Here is a 16,501-nt window from a genome sequence, read left to right as displayed (position 1 = left end):
CTCCTTGTGTCAGGCGATGATTGAAATAAAATCCAGTGCCAGCGCCGATGGATAGAGATCGGTGTCGGCATCGACGTGCGCGTCGCCGTTGTTGCAGCGCTGGCCATTGCTCACGACCCATTGCAGTGCGCCGGAAAAGCCCTGGGCGAATTCTACGGGTCCGAACGCGCGCCAGCGATAATACGTGCCGCTTTCCGATGGGCCAGGATCGCAGGTTTGCGCGATCTTGCGTTTTGTGATGACCCTGCCGTCGTTTGCGACCGCAAGGAACTGCGCGAAGGCGTTGTGCGGATTGTTCCATTCGCCGCGCAGGAAAATATAATGAAACTGCAGTTTTCCGCCCGGAGGGATGGTGACATTGGCCCAATACAGGCGCGCGCCTTTATTGCCGTATGTCACGGTTCCATCACCATGAACGATGGAGAATTGTGTCATATCGGAACCCGGATACTTGCGAAGTCCGGAGCCATTGTGGCGTGGATCGTCAATAAGACAAAAAAATCCGGAAGTTTGCGGTAATATGATTGTGCCGGGTTCGACGTTTGTCCGGTCTTTTGCTTTCCAGCCCCAGGTAAAATCCTTGATAAACCGGATTCTGCCTTCCGATCCGAAATCAGAGGGAAGTCGATCTCTGGAAAAAGTCTGCACAGTCGCCGCCATTACCTGTCTCCCCCGAGTGGAGTGAATGCGACTCTGTAATTATATTAACGTGAGTCGGAAGATGACACGCTTGCAGAGGTTTTTCAATATATCGCTTTGACGCGATCTTGCTTGCCCACGTCGTCGCAGGTTCCGTCAGGGTGGGGATCATGCCCTGTGCTGCGCACCGCAATCCCCGGACGGGGAAGGCCTGATGTTGCGTTGGCAGTCGGGAAAGCGTTACGAAGCCTCTATGTCTGCGCAAACCGAAACCAGAAAATCCGGCAAAACAGTTCGCGGCAGATCGGTTGCTGCTGACAAGCGGGATGGATCGGGTGGGGAAGCCATTGGTGGGCGCGAACGGGTCCTGCAGGCGGCGGTGCGCATTCTTGAGGTTTCCGGCATTCGCGGCCTGTCCCTGCGTGCTGCGGCGGAGGCGGCGGGTGTGACCCTGCCGACGGTACAGCACCATTTCGCCTCGCTTGGCGACCTGCTGAATCAGGCGTGCGAACAGATCCTGCTGCGCGCGGCGGCATCGTTGGAGATGCCGGATGAGGATGGCGTGCAGTCTGCTGTCAGGCGTCATGACGATCACGTAGCGGCACGTCTGGGCGCCGCACTGGGGCACCGTCTGGGGGTGTTCTACGGACAAACGGTGGGGGAGCTTACGGCCGCTGCCCATCTGGCGAGGCACGGCAGTGGGCGCGCGGCAGCGCGCGGTTGGGTTGCCTCGCGGTTGCTGGCGGTGCGCAGGCTTGCGGGCGCGCATTATGACAGGCGCTTTCTGGCAGAAGTGTCCCTTGGGCTGGAACTTTTATCCCTTGGCTGTGCGAAGATGCCGAATATCGCGTTGGTCAATCAGGAGGTGATGGAAAAGGCCGTCGCCTATAAACGCGGTTTGGTCGCAGATGATCTGGCCGAGGTGCCGTTCTGGTTCGGTCGCGAAAATGCGGAACTGGCGCCCATTCTGGCGCAGGAGAAGCCGCCTGCGCCAAGCCGCCCGGGACGTCCGTCGAATATGCCGAAGCCGCTCTATGCGGCAGCCGTTGCCCTGTTTGCGGAAGGCGGGCTGACCGCCATGACCTATCGTGCCTTGGCGGCCAAGGCCAAGACATCGGTATCCGTGGTGTCCTATCATATCCCGACGAGCGCCCAGATCTTTTACGGTGCCTATCGCCTGATACACAGCCGGCAGGCGTGGCCGGGGCGTACACTGGCAAACGAGGAAGAGCCGACGCTGTCTGTCGCGCTGGCGGATATCGCGGGTGTGCGGGCGCATCTGTTGTCCTTTCAGGCCCTGAGCGCGGGGGCGACAGAGCCGGAGTTTCAGTTTCACGCCTGGTCTATCCGCATGATGAGAGGCGGGCATTTCTGGCGCAATCCGCCAGCCAGTCTTCATCTCCACCCGGATGATTTCAGGCGGCATCTTTTCTCCATCTGGCTCCTTGGGGCGGGGTTCCTGGCTGAGGCCAGCCGCGATCCGGAGCGGGCGGCGGCGTTTCTGCGTCTGCGTGTGCCGACAATACGGGAGCGTCTGGGCGTGGCTGCGGTGGCGGAATTCCATATCGCCGCATGATGTGCAGTGTGCGCCCAATCGGCATGCCGCATGTTGGCGATAGTCGGGGGCTGTGCGCTCACTGATCATGATGGCTCTGCCATGACGATCACCTGTCCGCGTCGGGAATGGGGTGGATAAAGGTATCGCGCCGGGTGGTCTGGCCTTTGGGTATCCCGCGGGTTCTCCCGGAACCGGCGGTGGCAATCATGCGCGCGATCTTGTGGCTGAGGCTGCATCTCCATTCTCGCCATCCATGACCGCCAGCGAGACTCGTTGTCGCTCAACGCCGCATGATATTTCATATGTACCTATAATAAAAACTGCCGTTTTCCTTTTTGAAGATGTTCAAATTTATCCATAAAATATACCGATAAATCGGGAATTTACGCGCCTTATGTGGTGATGAATTTTTCATATTGACTCTTAATATGTCAAATATACCTTATATATGTCGAGTGTACCTAATATGGTGCGGGGCAGATGGTGAGGTTGCTGGTGGCAGGTCATGACGTTTGAGGCCAAGGGTATGCGCTGCGCTGCTGCATGCCTCGTGGCGGGCTGGACGGTATCGGCGAACGGCCTCTTTTCTGATGGACGGGCGATCGCTGCGGAAATGTGCCCGGTAACCGACGGGATTGGGAGGCTGGGCGCCTCCTTCGTTACGGCTGATGTCCAGCATACGGCAAAGGGCTATGTCGTCAGTTGGCAGGCCATCGGTACCACGCAGGTGGTCGTGTCGCTGGCAGGCCGCACGTTGACAGAACGGGACAAGGCGGGCTGGCATGGGGCAGCCTCAGGCAGAGTTGTTATTCCCGTTCGGCATGCCGGGCAGCGCCCGTTCTTCCGCCTGACGCCCGACTGCGGGCCTGCCCTTGTGCTGGCGGAACGCGATATTTCGAGCCGTCGCTTGTCCAACTTGCGCGATGCCGGGGGGTATCGCACTGCGGCAGGCGACTGGGTGCGCATGGGGGCAATCTATCGTTCCAATGCCCTGGCGGGGCTTACGCGTGCCGATCGGCAGGCGCTCGATCGCCTGGGTATCCGAACCGTCATCGATTTGCGGCATGTGCAGGAGCGGACAGTCGCGCCTGACGTGCTTCCGGGTGGAGCCGGTTATGTGGTCGCAGATGTCTTTGCAGACGCTTCAGACCCACAAGTCGATGTCGGTTCGTTGATCGCCAGCGGGCGTGAATATGATGCGATTGTTCAGTTGAACCGGGCCATGGTGTCATCGGCTGCCGCACGGCAGGCCTATGCCCGGCTGTTTCATACGCTGGCCGCCGATGGGGATGGAGCGGTCCTGTTCCATTGTACGGCGGGCAAGGATCGCACCGGCTGGGGCGCGGCAGTGCTGCTCACGCTTCTGGGGGTACCGCGCGAAACGGTCTATGCGGACTATCTGCTGAGCAACCGTTACCGGGAACACGAAATTGAGGCTGGCGCTCACGGGCAAGGAACGGCGTTCGTTCCGCTGGAACGCGTCGATGCGGCCTATCTCGACGCCGCCTTTGACGAAGTCACGCGCGTTTTCGGCACTTTCGACAACTATTTGAAGCAGGGGCTCGGGCTCGATGACCGGGTCATTTCCGATCTGAAGACGAAATTTCTGCAGCCAGGACAATGAGCGGCGGCGGGCAAGGTCGATCGTATTCAAAACAGTAGCAAACGACAAAAAATTGGGGAGATCCGGGTGTGAAAATGGTAAATCGTGTCATGCGTATCGCTCTGCTCGTGGGCACGGCATGTGGGCCTGCGATGGTGCCTGGTCTGGCTTATGCGCAGGAGGCAGGGGATGGGCGCGCCAGTTCGGGGCGCCTTGAGGAAATAATTGTCACCGCGCAAAAGCAGGCCGAAAATTTGCAGGTCGTGCCGGTCGCGGTGACCGCCCTGTCCAAGCAGGCGCTTGAAGATGCGCGGGTCACGAATGTGCGCGATCTGTCGGCACTTGCCCCCGGGCTGATTGTCAACGGGCAGTCGGGCAGCGCCAATCTGCCAGCGATGCAGATGCGCGGCATTACAACCGGTTCCACCGGGCTGACGGTCGATGCGGGCATCACCATGTATATCAACAATGTCTATCTCGGCCGGGCCAATGGTTCGTTGTTCGATCTTGCCGAGATCGAACGTATCGAAGTGCTTCGCGGGCCGCAGGGGACGCTGTTCGGCCGCAATTCCACGGGCGGCGCGATCAATATCCTCACCAAGGGGCCGCGTGGCGAATTGGCGGCCAAGCTGGATGTATCGATCAGTAATTATGCGGGCCGCCGCCTGCGCGCGCGCATTGATACGCCCGAATGGCAGGGCCTGTCCGCATCGCTGACCTATTTGCACGATGAAGAGCGCGGTTCGGTGCGCAATCTGACCCCCGGTGTCGCATGGGATTTTACCCGGCGTTCGAACGGCCATGTCGGCAAGATCGTATCGGCAAAGACACTCGGGATGCAGAATGTCGATGCGGTTGAAGCGGCGGTGCGGTTCGATAACGGCGGCCCGCTGAAGCTCGATTATCGTTTCGATTATACCGACCGCAAGGCAACGCAACCCGGCGTCCAGGTTCTGGCTTTCAGCGAAGGTTCGGGCGGCGCAGCGGCCAAAGCGATCTATGCGGCCCAGCCCGCGCTTGGCGGCATGAATCTGGTCAGCACCAAACGTCTTGGTGCACTGGCCAACGATATGATGTCCGTGAACACGCTGGAAGTGTTCGGCCACAGTCTTACCGCAAGCCTGGCCTTGTCGGACACGGTCGAGATCAAGAATATTGCGGCCTGGCGCGGCTTTGACGAAGATGTTGGCGGCAATGATATCGGCGGCGGCAATGCCTTGCGCGATCCGTCCGGCAGCGGGCAACCATACAAAATTCTCGCGACAGTCGGCGGATCGCCGCAAAAACAACGGCAGTTCACCAACGAATTCCAGATCACGGCCAAGACCCGTCTGCTGGATATCGTCGCAGGTGCCTTCTATTTCGTGGAAAATGCCGATGGTATTCCTTCGCTGTTCAACCAGTTTTCCTTCACCGCCATCCCCAACTTTGATCCTGCGCCGCGTGCCGTGCCCTATATGGCAACGGTGGCGCGCAACCGGTCGATCGCGGCCTTCATGCAGGGGACGCTGCACATCACGGATCGGCTCGATGTCACGGCTGGCGCACGCATTACCAAGGATTCCCGCTATTACCGCGACGTAACTTCGGCATTTCCCGCTGGCCTTGCCGTCAAACGGAAGTTCAAGCACACCGACTGGCTGGCCACCGTCACCTATCGCCCAACCGACAATGTCATGGCCTATGGCAAGGTTTCCACCGGCTATATCGCGGGGGGTATCCGCAGCGCCATTCCGTTCGAGCCGGAAGAGCTGACCTCTTACGAAGTCGGGATCAAGGCCGACCTTCTGGACAAGCGACTGCGGGTTAACGCGGCCGCCTATGTTTCACAGTACAAAAACCTGCAGGTCACCCTGTTCGAGAAGGGCGTCACCTTTATTGAAAATGCCGGCAAGGCCAACATCAAGGGCCTTGAACTCGAAGTCACGGCCGCACCCACATCCTATCTGACGTTCGGCGGCAACCTTGCCTTCACGGATTTCAAGTACAAGGAATACATACAGGTTGTGGGCGGCGTCAGGAAAGACGTGGCCGACAGCCTTATCCCGACCAGCCGGCCGCGCTGGACCAGCCAGGTGTTCGGCCAGTTGAGCGTGCCGATCGAGAATGTCGGGACGGCTTCCTTCAGACTGGACGGGACCTACCGCAGTACGACCCGGCTCACGGCAAAGGAGGCCTATGCCAGCGCAGCGCTCAACGATCTCGTGACTCTCGATGCGTTCTGGCAGGTGAACGCGAGGGCATCGTTGAGTGACATCGATCTGGGCGGGGCCAAGGCGCAGGTTTCGTTCTTCGTGCGCAATATAACGGACAAGAAGAACCTGGAATTTGCGGCGGACGTGGGGTCCGTTATCGTCGGCTTCTTCCGTCAGCCGCGAACCTATGGTCTGGATATGACCATCGAATTCTAGAGGGATGCCAAAGGCATGTGCTGTTGCCGATTGCCCCGAGGCAACCGCACATGCTGGCCTTGAGGGGGAATGCGGGGTCAGGGGTATAGGCCCGGGCCCCGCATTTCCGTCATTTCAAACGGTGTCGACAAGGATGATTTCGCTGTCTTTCAGCGCCGTGACGCGCACCATGTCCACATCGCGGATTGCCGCACCGTCGCGGGCGTTGACGGCGATATCGTCGATTTGCACCGCACCCGTCGCCGGGACGAGATAGGCGCGACGACCATCGCCCAGCGGGTATTCGGCCGTTTCCCCCGCTTTCAGCGAAGCGCCGAGGACGCGCGCATCAGTGCGGATCGGCAGGGCATCGCTGTCGTTTGCAAAGCCTGACGCCAAAGTGACGAACTTGCCCGAACGTTCCCCTTTCGGGAAAGGCTTGGCACCCCATTGCGGGGCTGCGGCATCGCGGGTCGGAATGATCCAGATCTGGAAAATCTTTGTCGTCACATCTTCGAGATTGTATTCCGAATGGCGAATGCCCGTCCCGGCGCTCATCACCTGCACATCACCGGCTTCGGTGCGGCCCTTGTTGCCGAGGCTGTCCTCGTGCGTGATCGCGCCTTCACGAACATACGTGATGATTTCCATGTCGCGGTGCGGGTGCGGCGGAAAGCCGGTTTGTGGCGCGATCGTATCGTCGTTCCAGACACGCAGATTGCCCCAGTTGGTGCGCGCGGGATCGTGATAGTCCGCAAAGGAAAAATGATGCTTGGCGTCGAGCCAGCCGTGATTGGCGCCGCCGAGGCTGTCGAAAGGACGAAGTTCGATCATGGTCTGTCTCCAGTGGCCCCCGTGAATCGGTGACCGGTCGAGAACCTAGTTAGTGATTGCCCATCCTCTTGATTAGTGGGATAATATTTATCAGTTTCTTCGAGGAAGTTGAAAAGTGAACAACCCCGGCACGCCAACGCTCGATCAATTGCGTATCTTTCTCGCAATCGTGGACACAGGCAGCTTTGCAGCGGCGGGGCGCCGGCTTAATCGCGCGGTGTCGGTTATCAGCTATGGTATCTCCAACCTCGAAGCGCAGCTCGGACTGACGCTGTTCGAGCGTGAAGGAACGCGCAAGCCGCAGGTTACCGCGGCAGGCCGTGCGCTACTGGCAGAAGCGCGCGGGATATCGCTCGGCATCGACCGGCTGCGCGCCAAGGTCAAAGGTCTGCTTGACGGTCTCGAAGCCGAGATCGATCTGGCGGTTGATGTGATGCTGCCTGCTGACCGGCTGGGCAGGGTGTTGCGCGCTTTTGCCAAGAAGTTCCCGACCGTCCAGCTGCACCTGCATGTCGAAGCATTGGGGGCGATTACCGAGATGGTTCTCGATCGCAAGGCGATTGTCGGCATTTCGGGTCCGCTTGCAGCCGGGGTCGAAGGTGTCGAATGCGTGGCCGCCGGTGCCATTGTGATGGTGCCTGTTGCCGCGCCCGATCATCCATTGGGCCGGATGGAACGCATTCCGCCGGTTGCGGGGCGCGATTATACCCAGCTCGTGCTGACCGATCGATCGCGCTTCACCGAAGGACAGGACTATTCGGTGATGAGCCCCACGACATGGCGCCTTGCGGATCTGGGCGCCAAGCATGCCTTGCTGCGTGAAGGGGTCGGCTGGGGCAATATGCCACTGCCACTGATCCAGTCCGATCTGGCCGCAGGCACGCTGGTCCAGCTCGCTATGCCCGATTATCCCGGCGGCATCTATCGCTTTGCGGGCGTATGGCGGCGGGACACACCGCCCGGCCCTGCGGCCTCATGGCTTCTCGAACAGTTCGTTGAACTGGGGCGCCATGATGCCGAGGCCACCGGGTTGCCCGAACTGTAGACCCTGCGGGCAGGTTTTGCCGCGCTTCCCATGCGGGACATGGATGTGCGCCGTCATGAGCGGGTGACGAAATGACGGACCTTTGGCGGGGTTTCCTTTATGTGGAATTCGGCCAGCGCATCCTGATAGACGCGGTCGGCGTTGGTCACGCGATCATGTTGGCGCAGATGTTCAAGCCAGCTTTCGACGGTGAAAGTCTCGATCACAGTTCCGGGGTGTGCGGTGTCTTCATACACGCCCCAATGGATTGCCCCGTCACGGCGGCGAATACGCTGCATGTCCTGCATCGCGTCGAAGAAATCGGCGACTTTCTCGGGGGCGATAGTATATTCGATGGTAACCAGCACCGGCCCGCTGTCATGTTCCACCCCACCGTCCACCAGCGGTGCCGGCCAATGCGCCGAAGGGGCCAGATCGAGCGTGCTGGTGCGGTCGAAGGGAGCGCGCCATGCGAGGATCAGTGCGACCGCTGCGAGCAGTCCTGCCGCTATACCCAGGGTTGATGGCACGCCGATCCGCGAGGCGACCGTGCCCCAGAGTGCCGAGCCCCCCGCCATCGATCCCTGGAATATCAGGAGGTAGATGGCGAGCGCGCGCGCCTTGACCCAGCCGGGCGATGTTGCCTGTGCGCCGCCATTGAGCGTCGCCATCATGGCAATCCACGCGAGGCCCGCACCGAAGAGCGCCGCAGAGGCCGACCAGAAATTGGTGACTGTCGCCAGCGTCGCCATTGCCCCTGCCAGCATCACAGAAGCCGCCAGCGCAATCATGTTGACGCTTATCCGGCCGCGCAGCCTGGGCATCAGCATCGCCCCGGCAATCGCGCCCAGGCCCATGAAAGTCAGCAACCCGCCATAGCCCGCCGGACCCAGACCGAGATCGCGCCGTGCAATGATCGGCAGGAGCGCCCACAGGCCGCTGGCGAACAGAAAGAAGCCCACGGAACGGACCAGCACGATCTGGAGTTCGGGGGCACGCATGGCATAACGCAGGCCTGCGCGCATGGCGCCGATCATATGTTCGGCGGGCAGGCTGCGTTCGGGGATCGTGCGGCGCCAGCGGACAAGCACGATGATAACGCCGATAACCGACAGGGCGTTGACCGCGAAGACTGCGGCCGGGCCCGATGCGGCAATGATCACACCGCCCAGTGCGGGGCCGATGGCGCGGGCAATGTTGACCCCCAGCGAGTTGAGCGCAACCGCCTGCTGCAACGCCTTGGTTGGCACCAGTTCGGGGACGATCGCCTGAAATGCCGGGGCCGAAAAGGCCGCGCCGACAGCAATCAGGGCCGTGAAGACGAGCAGAATCCACGCGGTCGTGAAACCCGCAAGTGTAATGCCGGCGAGCCCGGCGGCCCCGACCAGTCCGAACAGTTGCGCACCGATCAGCAGGCGGCGGCGGTCGATGATGTCGGCGAGCGCACCTGCGGGCAGCGCCAGTGCGAACATTGGAAAGGTGGTCGCTGCCTGCACCAGCGCAACCATCAACGGATCGGGTGACAGCGACGTCATCAGCCAGCCCGCGCCGACATCGTGCATCCAGGTGCCGACGTTGGATACGATGGTCGCAATCCACAAGGCGCGGAACATCGGGCTGGCCAGCGGTTGTTCCGCAGCGGAAGCGGGTGTCGTGGTCATTGTCCGCGCTCCTGCCTTATCACCTTGTATTGCAAGCCATCGATCCCTGCCGCATGTTTGCGGCACATACAGGTTTCACACATGCGCGTCACCGGGGTGCGCGATTTGCCCGGACGGGCGCTTGGGAGAGGCCAAGGCTCAGACTGCCCAGCAACCGCAGCCGAAGGCGCCCCAGAAACTCTGGACATCGGCAACGGGCAATGCCTGCCCCAGCGCAGCGGCATGATCGTGACCATGCACCGCGCAGGATGAGGCGCAGCCGCAAGCCGAGGCCATCTTCTGTGCGTCCCCTTCGGGCCGACGATAATAACCCCCGAACGTTGCCACTGGCGACCATTCGGGCATGGCCCGAGGCAGCGCGGGGGCGATGGGGCCGTAATCGCCCTCGCCATGTACGACTTTGCCACCAAGGATGGTGAGCACAGCGCGCAAATGGACGATCTCGCTTTCCGCGACGCTGAAATAATCGTCGGACAGCAATGCGAGATCCGCGAGCTGGCCCGTCTTGATCTGGCCTTTCTTGCCCACTTCGTTCGAAAACCATGTGTTTTTTTCCGTCCACAACCGCAGCGCCATTTCACGGTCGAGGCGGTTGCGCACCGGATAGAGCGTCGTGCCTCCGAGCGTCTTGCTGGTGACGAGCCACGAGAGCGACACCCAGGGGTTATAGCTTGCGACGCGTGTCGCATCGGTGCCCGCGCCGACCGGCAGGCCGGCCGCCATCATGCGCTTGATCGGTGGGGCTGCTTCGGCGGCCCGGGCGCCATAGCGTTCGATGAAATATTCGCCTTGATACATCATGCGGTGTTGCACCGCGATGCCGCCGCCCAGCGCGGCGATGCGGTCGATGTTGCGTTCGCTGATGGTTTCGGCGTGGTCGAAGAACCAGTTGAGGCCTTGCAGGGGGATGTCCCGGTTCACCTTCTCGAACACGTCGAGCGCGCGGCTGATCGTTTGATCATAGGTGGCATGAAGCCGCCATGGCCAGCGACGCTCGGCAAGCAGGCGCACCACGGGTTCGAGATCGCTTTCCATGGTGGGCGGCATGTCGGGCCGTTCGACGCGGAAATCTTCGAAATCGGCGGCGGAATAGACCAGCATTTCGCCCGCACCGTTATGACGATAGGTGTCGTCGCCATCACCGGGCTTCACTTGCGTGGACCAGGTGGCAAAATCCTTCAGCTCTTCCTTCGGTTTCTGGGTGAAGAGATTGTAGGCGATGCGCAGGGTCAGTTCGCCATCCTGATGCAATTTTTCAATGATCGCATAGTCATCAGGATAGTTCTGATAGCCGCCGCCCGCATCGATCACGCTGGTCACACCCAGCGAATTCAGTTCGCGCATGAAATGCTTCGTCGAATTGACCTGATACTCTTCGGGCAGCTTCGGCCCCTTGGCGAGCGTGGCGTAGAGGATCGTGGCATTGGGCTGGGCAAGCAGGAGCCCGGTGGGATTGCCCGCTGCATCGCGAACGATTTCACCACCCGGCGGGTTTGGGGTGTCCTTGGTATAGCCCACGACCCGCAGCGCCGCGGCGTTGAGCAGGGCGCGATCATAAAGATGGAGGATGAACACGGGCGTGTCCGGTGCGACGGCATTGATTTCGTCAAGCGTCGGCAGCCTTTTCTCGACGAACTGATGCTCGGCAAAGCCACCGACCACCCGCACCCATTGCGGCGGGGGGGTGTTCGCGACCTGCTTTTTGAGCATGGCCATGGCATCGGCAAGGCTTGGCACGCCGTCCCAGCGCAGTTCCATATTATAGTTGAGCCCGCCACGAATGACATGGATGTGGCTGTCGATCAGGCCGGGGATCAGACGGCGCCCTTTGGCGTCGATCACAGTCGCACCGGGGCTGACGGCATCGCGGACATCCTGTTCGGTGCCGACATGGAGGAACGTGCCGTTGCGGATCGCAACAGCTTCGGCCTGCGGATTGGCGCGGTCGAGCGTGGTCACCTTGGCATTGACGATGATCAGATCGGACTGGGACATGGCAAAGCTTTCCGTTGCAGTGAGGAGGGCAGTCGTGGCAGCGCCCGCAAGCGCCTCGCGGCGGGTGATTGGGTTCATGAATCATGCTCCGCAGGAGGGGTGGGGGTGCCCAGGATCTGCGGCGCGCAATTGTCGCGAACATAACGGGCCAGTTCGGCACGGTCGGACAGTCTTTTGGCGATGGGGACGATCTGTTCGCCCAGCAAAATCCCGGCCAGGCCGATGAGCGCGACAACCGGCGGGGCAGGGGATCGGACGCCGAGCAGGCTATAGACAAAGCCTGCCAGTAGCCCGGCACCCAATGCAATAAGATAGATTTTCATCGATCCGTCCTCCCGTTGGGCCTGTCCTTCTCGAACGCCCATCCTCGTGAAAAGCTCCGGTGCTGTCGGTTGGCGGTAAATCCCATGAGAAATTCCTCCGGTCCGCTGCGGGAAGATCAGCCGGAAGCACGCAAGCGGTGAGCCGGGCTATCCCCTTGCCTGAAGGGGATCAGTGACCGCCTTCCGATGCGTCGAACATCGTCCGGGCGTAAGTAATGCCCAAACCATAGGCGCCGCCCCATTTCCGGGCGATGCCGGTGGTCAGGTCGTAGGTCGCGGCCCGTGCCCAGTCGCGCTGCAGTTCGAGGAGATACTGCAGGGCAGTCATCGGTATGGCGCCAGCTTGCACCATGCGTTCGACCGCACGGTCATGCGCTTCTTCCGAGATATCGCCGCTGGCGTCGGTGATCACATAGACTTCGTAGCCCTGATCGAGCGCAGACAGCACCGGAGCGACAATGCACACCGACGTCCACAGGCCCGCAAAGACGAGGCGATCCTTGCCGATGCGGTTTACTTCCGCAATCACTGCCGGGTCTTCCCATGTGTTCATGCTGGTGCGGTCAAGCATTGGCTGACCGGGGAAGGCATCGGTGATTTCGCTGAACATCGGGCCGGAGAAGCTCTTTTCGGCGACGGTCGTCAGAATGGTCGGGACATCGAAGCCCGCAGCGCTGTTGGCCAGCAACGCCGCGTTGTTGCGCAGCAATTCGGGGGCGATCGATTTGGTGGCGAAGGCCATTTGCGACTGGAAATCGATGAGTACCAGCGCGTGGTTGCCCGGCTCCAGCAAGGATTTGGCAGGGGTCGGTGTGGCTTTGATCGACATGGCTGGCTCTCCTCTGGAATTTTGCGGCCCCGCTAGGATCGGGGGTGAGGAGAGGTTTAGAATGGACTAATTGTGCCAGCCAGACAGATAAAATCACCCCAACTGTTCCAGAAAGTAGAAATGATCGCCGGGGTCCGTATCGGTGCGGGGGGTAGGCTGGAACGGTATTGTCTGGCGCCACGTTCGCGTTGTCAGCCTGATGCGCACTGTTTTCCAGATAGTGCCGGAACAAGCCCGGCTTTGGGGTGTGCAAACAAAACTTTGCTGACGACAGTGATTTCAATCAAATAAGTAGACTTTGTTGGGCGCGGTATCGATGGCCATAGATGCCGCGCGTTTTTTAAGATCTGGCCCGCGGATTCCGAGTATTCCGGTCCCGCGTAATCATGGCTTATCGCATGATTCCGGGGCGACACCGCCAGGTTTCAGGGCCAATTTGCGGCGCCAGACCACTGGACCGTTCCATTCGATCACGTTGTCGACCGGTTCATGTGCCGATTGGGGCGCGTGTCGGTTTGCGGCTACCATTTGCATGATCGCCCGGTCATGTGCCCGAGGATGACGGCATTCCTGCCGGTGACGCTGTTACAGGCGGCCGCAGCGTGCATCTTCTGGCCTGGCAGGAGCGGACTTCCACAAGGCCAATATCCTTATGACGAGATTTACGATGAAGCGCCGTATCGGTGCGCTTGCCCTATTCGCTTTCACGCTGGCGCCGCAGGCAGGCGTGGCACAAACCACAGCGGTAGCGCCCGCCGTGGAGAAGCTCGACGGCTTCACCCATGGGCCCCAACTTGGTAATGTCAGCACGACATCCATCCGTGTCTGGGCGCGGACGCGCGCACCGGCGACCTTCCGCGTGGTCTATTCGACATCCCCCGATCTTGCGAACCCGCAGCGTTCTGCGCCAGTGACAACGAACTGGGATCACGATGCGACCGGCTGGGCGCAACTGACGGGCCTCAAGCCGGGCACCAAATACTACTATGCGCTGGAATTGAATGGAAAACTGGCCGACACCCGCGTCGATGGCAAAATCAACAGCTTCCTGACACTGCCCGCAGCGGCCGACTATGTCGACGCGAAGGTCAATCCGAAAGGCCTGTTCAACTTTGCCTTCGAGATCGGCACGGGCAACAACCAGAGCAACCGGCCACTGCCACCCACCTACACGCGCATGCTGGCCGAACTGAAAGATCGCATTCACTTCCAGATTCAGAATGGCGACTGGCTCTATGAAAAGGGTCGTGAACAGACCGAGCAGGAATGGGCCGCGGCCAACGGTATTACCAAACTGCCGAAGATAGCGAACAATGCCAAAGGCATTGCTGGCGTTTGGAACAACTACAAGATCTACCTTGAAGGGTCGCAGGCCTTGGCGGATTTCTACCGTGAGGTGCCGCTGTTTGTGACGCTCGACGATCACGAAATCCTCAATGACGTGACAGGTTCCGGCGAAACCGGCTTCCGGATCGACGCGCGGGGCAAGCCGTGGCAGCAGGATCTCAACCGGGATGATCTGCAGCATGACGTGGAACGGGCCGTTTTCCGCGATCCGGCCGTTGCCGCTTGGCGCGACTATGTCGGATGGAGCAATCCCGACATCGGCAATCAGCAACCTTCGGTATTCGGCACCGCGAAAATTCAGGCCGGCACGAATGTGCTCACCGATCCGCAGGCGGATTTCACGAAGCTCGATCCGAAGAAGTATTCGAACCTGCACGTGCTGTGGGGTTTCGGCAATACCGGTGTCTATCGCATAGCCCGCGTGATCGATCGCCACCGCGTGGAAATCGAACCGTCGTTCAACGTGACCGAAGATGTGCGCTATTCGATCGGCAGTAACCTGTTTTCGAAGTTCCGCGTTTCGAACTCCGACTTTTTCCTGCTCGATACGCGTTCGAACCGGACGCTGCATGACAAGGCCAATCTGGCGAACCCGAAAACCTCCATGCTCGGTGCGACGCAGAAAGCGTGGCTGATCGATGAACTGCGCAAGAGCGATGCGGACTTCATCTTCATCGTCTCCTCGGTCAACCTGGCCGTCCCGCATGATAACGGTGCCTGGTATGGTGCCGGTTCGGGTGGCGCATCGAAGGACGACGGCTGGACGGCGCAGCTCCACGAACGCGAGGAACTGCTGAAGGTTGCCGAAGCGCTCGGCAAACCCGTATTTTTCCTGACGGGCGATCTGCACAAGTCGTTCGTCGCGCGGATTGCGCCGGGCGTTTACGATGTCGCCAGCGGCCCCCACACCAGTAGCAACCACCGTATCGGCGATGCCGGGGGCTCACCGCCGGCCGGGTGGTACAAGTCGGGCGACCGGCTGGTGAACGTCCTCTGGGCCAGCAACCAGTATCGCAACGACAGCGGTGGCAACGGAGGTCAGGCGCGGGGCAAGGGCTGGCCGATCTACACGATCATCCGCGTCAACAACGCCTTCAACATCCCCGAACAGGGCGGCAAGGATCGCTGGCAGGCCTATCCCGAACCGCAGGTCATTTTCGAATTTCGTGATGGCTACAGTGGTGATCTTGTTTTTGCCCATTCGGTCTCGACCAGCGATGCACGGGCCACGCCCAGGCCCGTTCCGGCAGAGACCGTGAAGGCCCTGGGCGGGATAACTCAGTGAGCACGGTCCCCGACCTGCTCCATCGCGATGCGTCCGCCGAACCCCGCTTGCCGGCTCGTCATGAGCCGGCAAATGGTGCCGACGTGCGGAGTGAAGCGGGGCTGATTGCCGCGCTTTTCCTCGCGGCCACGGGTTATGCAACGCTGCGCTACAATGTGTTCAAAGGGGTGCCCTGGGTCGATTGGCCAGCCTATACCCTCAACAAGGCGCTTGCCGTCGCCTCCTTGCTGATGATCGTCGCAAGGGTGTTTCGGTGGCGGCAGGCGAACAGGCCGACATCGCTGCTGATGGCAACTGCGGGCGCGCTGGCGTTGACGCACAGCCTGCTATCCTTCGCGCTGTTGAACCCCGGCTACTACGCACGTCTGTTCGACGCGGGGAAACTGACGTTTACGGCAGGGCTTTCGTTGACGCTTGGCGCGGCGGTCATGGCCGTGATGGAACTTGGTGCGCGCCGGTCAAGCCAATGGACGTTCCCGCTGCGGCACGGTGCCTTGGCGCTGGTCGCTCTGGCGGCCGGGGTCCACGCGGCCTTGCCCGCCATCGCGACATGGTTCGACCCTTCGACCTGGCCCGGCGGCATGCCGCCACTTACGCTCATCTCATTCGCCTCTGGCCTATTCGGGATAGCCGCCTGGGGCCTGCGCACACCGAAGACTTCGACGAAAAACTGAATCGTCTTTTCTGCAAAGCGGAAGGCGGGGTCATTATGACTCCGCCTTCAACTTATGTGCGCCACCGCTTTCGCTGACGTGGGTGCGCGGTTTGCATTGGTGCGCGGAAAACGTGTCGGGCGGGATGGTGAAAGCCATCTGCGTGCGAAAGGAAGGAGAATGCCCAGCATTGTATTGAAGTATCAACATGAAATAATGGCCATTTTCGTAAAGTGATTTGATATGAGAAATGACAACGGAATGAGCGCCGTTAATATCGGTTCGGCAAGTGGCATCCGTGAAATCAAAAATGATTGTTGGCTGGATTCTGGCCATGTCTGGATGTCTCTTGAAGAAGAA

At 60.5% G+C, this 16,501-nt stretch carries 13 protein-coding genes; 6 read left to right on the top strand and 7 right to left on the bottom strand.

What is annotated here, in order from left to right:
• Positions 1-9: 9 nt before the first annotated feature.
• Positions 10-660 carry a hypothetical protein gene (locus EGO55_RS05455; protein ID WP_021691245.1) on the bottom strand — a complete coding sequence of 217 codons (651 nt, stop codon included), beginning with the start codon at positions 658-660 and terminating at the stop codon, positions 10-12.
• A gap of 232 nt (positions 661-892) precedes the next feature.
• Between EGO55_RS05455 and EGO55_RS05450 the strand changes: the two genes are divergently transcribed.
• The 3 genes from EGO55_RS05450 (at position 893) to EGO55_RS05440 (ending at position 6,211) form a co-directional block, all read left to right on the top strand.
• The gene (locus tag EGO55_RS05450; RefSeq protein WP_052023757.1) at positions 893-2,215 is read left to right on the top strand and encodes a TetR/AcrR family transcriptional regulator; all 1,323 of its coding nucleotides are present in this window, start codon (positions 893-895) and stop codon (positions 2,213-2,215) included.
• Positions 2,216-2,702: 487 nt separating this feature from the next.
• Positions 2,703-3,821: a tyrosine-protein phosphatase gene (locus EGO55_RS05445; protein ID WP_021691247.1), complete on the top strand. Its 1,119-nt coding sequence runs from the start codon at positions 2,703-2,705 to the stop codon at positions 3,819-3,821.
• A 74-nt stretch (positions 3,822-3,895) separates the two neighbouring features.
• Complete coding sequence (locus EGO55_RS05440) at positions 3,896-6,211, top strand: TonB-dependent receptor (RefSeq protein WP_040716882.1); 2,316 nt, start codon at positions 3,896-3,898, stop codon at positions 6,209-6,211.
• A 114-nt stretch (positions 6,212-6,325) separates the two neighbouring features.
• Here the strand turns inward: EGO55_RS05440 and EGO55_RS05435 are convergent, their stop codons facing one another.
• On the bottom strand, positions 6,326-7,024 hold the full coding sequence (locus EGO55_RS05435; RefSeq protein ID WP_021691249.1) for a pirin family protein: 699 nt from the start codon (positions 7,022-7,024) through the stop codon (positions 6,326-6,328).
• A gap of 115 nt (positions 7,025-7,139) precedes the next feature.
• Between EGO55_RS05435 and EGO55_RS05430 the strand changes: the two genes are divergently transcribed.
• Complete coding sequence (locus tag EGO55_RS05430; RefSeq protein WP_021691250.1) at positions 7,140-8,069, top strand: LysR family transcriptional regulator; 930 nt, start codon at positions 7,140-7,142, stop codon at positions 8,067-8,069.
• 53 nt (positions 8,070-8,122) lie between these two features.
• On the opposite strand, the gene EGO55_RS05425 is transcribed toward EGO55_RS05430, so the two are convergent.
• From EGO55_RS05425 to EGO55_RS05410, 4 genes are all read right to left on the bottom strand, one after another.
• The gene (locus tag EGO55_RS05425) at positions 8,123-9,709 is read right to left on the bottom strand and encodes an MFS transporter (RefSeq protein WP_021691251.1); all 1,587 of its coding nucleotides are present in this window, start codon (positions 9,707-9,709) and stop codon (positions 8,123-8,125) included.
• Positions 9,710-9,847: 138 nt separating this feature from the next.
• On the bottom strand, positions 9,848-11,782 hold the full coding sequence (locus tag EGO55_RS05420) for an amidohydrolase (RefSeq protein ID WP_021691252.1): 1,935 nt from the start codon (positions 11,780-11,782) through the stop codon (positions 9,848-9,850).
• The gene (locus EGO55_RS05415; RefSeq protein WP_021691253.1) at positions 11,779-12,027 is read right to left on the bottom strand and encodes a DUF1427 family protein; all 249 of its coding nucleotides are present in this window, start codon (positions 12,025-12,027) and stop codon (positions 11,779-11,781) included. Before EGO55_RS05415 ends, EGO55_RS05420 begins: the two co-directional genes overlap by 4 nt.
• Before the next feature lie 169 nt (positions 12,028-12,196).
• Positions 12,197-12,856: a hydrolase gene (locus EGO55_RS05410; RefSeq protein ID WP_021691254.1), complete on the bottom strand. Its 660-nt coding sequence runs from the start codon at positions 12,854-12,856 to the stop codon at positions 12,197-12,199.
• A 667-nt stretch (positions 12,857-13,523) separates the two neighbouring features.
• Between EGO55_RS05410 and EGO55_RS05405 the strand changes: the two genes are divergently transcribed.
• Positions 13,524-15,488 carry an alkaline phosphatase D family protein gene (locus tag EGO55_RS05405; protein WP_021691255.1) on the top strand — a complete coding sequence of 655 codons (1,965 nt, stop codon included), beginning with the start codon at positions 13,524-13,526 and terminating at the stop codon, positions 15,486-15,488.
• On the top strand, positions 15,485-16,162 hold the full coding sequence (locus EGO55_RS05400) for a hypothetical protein (RefSeq protein WP_021691256.1): 678 nt from the start codon (positions 15,485-15,487) through the stop codon (positions 16,160-16,162). Before EGO55_RS05405 ends, EGO55_RS05400 begins: the two co-directional genes overlap by 4 nt.
• A gap of 33 nt (positions 16,163-16,195) precedes the next feature.
• On the opposite strand, the gene EGO55_RS05395 is transcribed toward EGO55_RS05400, so the two are convergent.
• Positions 16,196-16,477, bottom strand: coding sequence for a hypothetical protein (locus EGO55_RS05395; protein ID WP_124916729.1), 282 nt, complete (start codon positions 16,475-16,477; stop codon positions 16,196-16,198).
• Positions 16,478-16,501 lie beyond the last annotated feature (24 nt).

The organism is Caenibius tardaugens NBRC 16725 (assembly GCF_003860345.1).
Lineage (GTDB): Bacteria > Pseudomonadota > Alphaproteobacteria > Sphingomonadales > Sphingomonadaceae > Caenibius > Caenibius tardaugens.
Note: the sequence above shows the minus strand (reverse complement) of the source record. Positions and strands in the feature narration are given on the sequence as shown.

Coding starts and splice junctions, on each gene's coding strand:
- EGO55_RS05410 (WP_021691254.1), bottom strand. CDS start 12,856: ATGTCGATCAAAGCCACACCGACCCCTGCCAAATCCTTGCTGGAGCCG.
- EGO55_RS05415 (WP_021691253.1), bottom strand. CDS start 12,027: ATGAAAATCTATCTTATTGCATTGGGTGCCGGGCTACTGGCAGGCTTT.
- EGO55_RS05405 (WP_021691255.1), top strand. CDS start 13,524: ATGAAGCGCCGTATCGGTGCGCTTGCCCTATTCGCTTTCACGCTGGCG.
- EGO55_RS05445 (WP_021691247.1), top strand. CDS start 2,703: ATGACGTTTGAGGCCAAGGGTATGCGCTGCGCTGCTGCATGCCTCGTG.
- EGO55_RS05455 (WP_021691245.1), bottom strand. CDS start 660: ATGGCGGCGACTGTGCAGACTTTTTCCAGAGATCGACTTCCCTCTGAT.
- EGO55_RS05395 (WP_124916729.1), bottom strand. CDS start 16,477: ATGGCCAGAATCCAGCCAACAATCATTTTTGATTTCACGGATGCCACT.
- EGO55_RS05420 (WP_021691252.1), bottom strand. CDS start 11,782: ATGAACCCAATCACCCGCCGCGAGGCGCTTGCGGGCGCTGCCACGACT.
- EGO55_RS05425 (WP_021691251.1), bottom strand. CDS start 9,709: ATGACCACGACACCCGCTTCCGCTGCGGAACAACCGCTGGCCAGCCCG.
- EGO55_RS05450 (WP_052023757.1), top strand. CDS start 893: ATGTCTGCGCAAACCGAAACCAGAAAATCCGGCAAAACAGTTCGCGGC.
- EGO55_RS05435 (WP_021691249.1), bottom strand. CDS start 7,024: ATGATCGAACTTCGTCCTTTCGACAGCCTCGGCGGCGCCAATCACGGC.
- EGO55_RS05440 (WP_040716882.1), top strand. CDS start 3,896: ATGGTAAATCGTGTCATGCGTATCGCTCTGCTCGTGGGCACGGCATGT.